The organism is Streptomyces sp. WAC06614 (genome assembly GCF_003949795.1).
Classification (GTDB): Bacteria; Actinomycetota; Actinomycetes; order Streptomycetales; family Streptomycetaceae; genus Streptomyces.
Genome location: NZ_RPRY01000541.1, coordinates 1 through 2,750, shown reverse-complemented (window position 1 = coordinate 2,750; position 2,750 = coordinate 1). Strand labels below are relative to the sequence as shown.

The 2,750-nt window shown below is 75.5% G+C and carries 3 protein-coding genes; 2 read left to right on the top strand and 1 reads right to left on the bottom strand.

Features of this window, described 5'->3' with window-relative positions; translation table 11 throughout:
• Positions 1–46: 46 nt before the first annotated feature.
• Entirely contained in the window at positions 47–601 is a 555-nt protein-coding gene (locus EF918_RS34385; RefSeq protein WP_125652794.1) for a hypothetical protein, read from the bottom strand.
• A gap of 79 nt (positions 602–680) precedes the next feature.
• On the opposite strand from EF918_RS34385, the gene EF918_RS34380 reads away from it, so the two are divergent.
• Both EF918_RS34380 and EF918_RS34375 read left to right on the top strand, forming a co-directional pair.
• A complete protein-coding gene (locus EF918_RS34380) occupies positions 681–1,370 on the top strand; it encodes a response regulator transcription factor (protein WP_125652793.1) in 690 nt (229 codons plus the stop codon).
• A partial coding sequence (locus EF918_RS34375) for a HAMP domain-containing sensor histidine kinase (protein ID WP_148141327.1) occupies positions 1,367–2,750 on the top strand: 1,384 nt, incomplete at its 3' end. The genes EF918_RS34380 and EF918_RS34375, both read left to right, overlap by 4 nt.

Genomic DNA, 2,750 nt, shown 5'->3' with positions numbered 1-2,750 from the left:
GGATCGGAGGGGGCAGAGGGGGCGGGCGGACCCGCGGCCCGCCGCCTCAGCGTTCGTCCAGCTCCACCGTCGGCGCGTGGTCGTGCCAGGTGCAGAACACCGAGGACTCGCGGCCGTCGCGGCTGAAGGTGACCCGGATCCAGTAGGGCTGCTTCCAGACCTGCATCCGCCAGCCGCCCGCCGGGGTCGCCGTGACCAGTTCGGCCGAGCTGTCTCCCAAGGAGAAGACCACCCGGCCGCCGGAGACGCTGTACCCCTTCACCTCGCCCGCGTCGCCGCCCGGCTGCGCGTCCGCGGACCGGCCGGCGGAAGGCTTCGGCGCCGGGCGCGACGCGGCCGACGAGGGAGCGGCCGCCGCGGAGCCGGCCGGCCCCGGCGAGGCGGAGGAGGACGGGGAGGGCGAGGGCGACGGCGCCGGCGGGACGCCGTCCGCCGCGTCGCCGCTCGTCGAGGAGGACAGCGGCCGGGCGGTGAGCGGAACCGCCAGCGGGCGGTCGTAGGCCGTGCCGGACATCACCGTGCGCACGCCCCACCACGACAGCGTCACCGCCGCCCCGGTCGCCAGCAGCCACGCGAACGCGTGGACGAGTCCTCTGTGCATCAGCGCCCATACTGCACCACCCGTCACGGAGGCGGCCCGGCCCCTCCCGGAGTCCCCCGGATGGCCTAGGGTGCGGGCCATGGCAAGTGTGCTCGTGGTCGAGGACGACCAGTTCGTACGTTCCGCCCTCATCCGGCACCTGACCGACGCCTCCCACACGGTGCGGAGCGTCGGTACGGCCCTGGAGGCGCTGCGCGAGGTCGCCCACCACCGGTTCGACGTGGTGATCCTGGACCTCGGACTGCCCGATCTGGACGGGTCCGAGGCGCTGAAGATGCTGCGCGGGATCACCGACGTACCGGTGATCATCGCGACCGCCCGCGACGACGAGACCGAGATCGTCCGGCTGCTCAACGCCGGCGCCGACGACTACCTGACCAAACCTTTCTCCGTGGAGCACCTCTCCGCCCGGATGGCCGCCGTCCTGCGGCGCTCCCGGGCCGCCGCCGGGGCCGAACCGCCCTCGCGCGTGCTGCGGGTCGGCGGCCTCGCCATCGACCCGCTGCGCCGGCTGGCCGAGCTGGACGGGGCGGTACTGGACCTGACGCGGCGGGAGTTCGACCTGCTGGCGTTCCTGGCGGGGCGGCCCGGCGTGGTCGTGGCCCGCCGGGAGCTGCTGGCCGAGGTCTGGCAGCAGTCGTACGGCGACGACCAGACCATCGACGTCCATCTGTCCTGGCTGCGCCGCAAACTGGGCGAGACCGCCGCCAACCCCCGCTATCTGCACACCTTGCGGGGCGTCGGGGTGAAGCTGGAGCCGCCCGCGTGAGATGGGCCCTCGTCAAGGTGTGCCTCGCGGTCACCGCCATGGTGGTCGTGGCCTTCGCCGTTCCGCTCGGCCTGGTGGTGCAGGAGATGGCCAGCGACCGGGCCTTCTCCAACGCCGAGCGGCAGGCCGCCACGATCGGGCCCACCCTGTCCATCACCACCGACCCCCAGCAGCTGCGCCGGGCCGTGGAGTCCACGCAGATGGGCGCGGCGGACCGGATGGCCGTGCACGTGCCGGGCGTCGGCGGCCGGGCCCCGGTGACCATCGGGCGGGGCCGGGCCGCGGCCGGTGACGTGGAGCGGACCCGGGAGTACGGCCGCGCCACCACGTCCTCGGTCGCGGGCGGCGGTTCGGCGCTGCTGCAACCCACCGCGATCGGCTCCGGGGACATCGCCGTGGTCGAGATCTTCGTGCCGGAGAGCGAGGTCAGCAACGGTGTCGCCACCGCCTGGCTGATCCTCGCCGGCGTCGGACTGGCCCTGGTGGTCGGCTCGGTGGCGGTCGCCGACCGGTTGGGCGCCCGGCTGGTGCGGCCCGCCGAACGGCTCGCCGACGCCGCCCACCAGCTCGGCGAGGGGCGGCTGGGGGCGCGGGTCCCCGAGGGCGGCCCCAAGGAACTGAGGTCGGCGGCGGTGGCGTTCAACGCCATGGCCGACCAGGTCGTCGAACTCCTCGCCAACGAGCGGGAACTGGCCGCCGACCTCTCGCACCGGCTGCGCACGCCGCTGACGGTGCTCCGGCTCAACGCGGCCTCGCTCGGCGACGGTCCGGCCGCCGAGCAGACCCGGGCGGCGGTGGAGCAGCTGGAGCGGGAGGTGGACACCATCATCCGGACGGCGCGCGAGCAGCGCCCCGCGCACCAGGGCGGGACGGGTGCCGGCTGCGACGCCTCCGAGGTGATCCGCGAGCGGATGGCCTTCTGGTCGGCGCTGGCCGAGGACGAGGGCCGGACGGTGCGGGTGGCGGGCGTGGACCGCCCGGCCCGGATCCCGGTGGCCCGGCCGGAGCTCGCGGCGGCGCTGGACGCCCTGCTGGGCAACGTCTTCCGGCACACGCCCGAGGGCACCCCGTTCGCGGTGGACGTGCACGACGCAGGGGACGCGGTGATCGTCCTGGTCTCGGACGCCGGCCCCGGTATCGCCGACCCCGACGCGGCGCTGCGGCGCGGCAACGACGGAGCCCGCGACGGCTCGACCGGGCTGGGGCTGGACATCGTCCGCCGGGTGGCGGAGTCCACGGGCGGAGACGTCCGGCTGGGGCGCTCGGTGCTCGGGGGGACGGAGGTACGGCTGTGGATCGGGCTGGACGGGCGCGGACGCGGCCGTCCAGCCCGATCCACAGCCGTACCTCCGTCCCCCCGAGCACCGAGCGCCCCAGCCG

What these genes read in the sequence shown, in the direction of transcription:
- EF918_RS34385 (WP_125652794.1), bottom strand. Translation starts at nt 601, where the DNA reads ATGCACAGAGGACTCGTCCACGCGTTCGCGTGGCTGCTGGCGACCGGG.
- EF918_RS34380 (WP_125652793.1), top strand. Translation starts at nt 681, where the DNA reads ATGGCAAGTGTGCTCGTGGTCGAGGACGACCAGTTCGTACGTTCCGCC.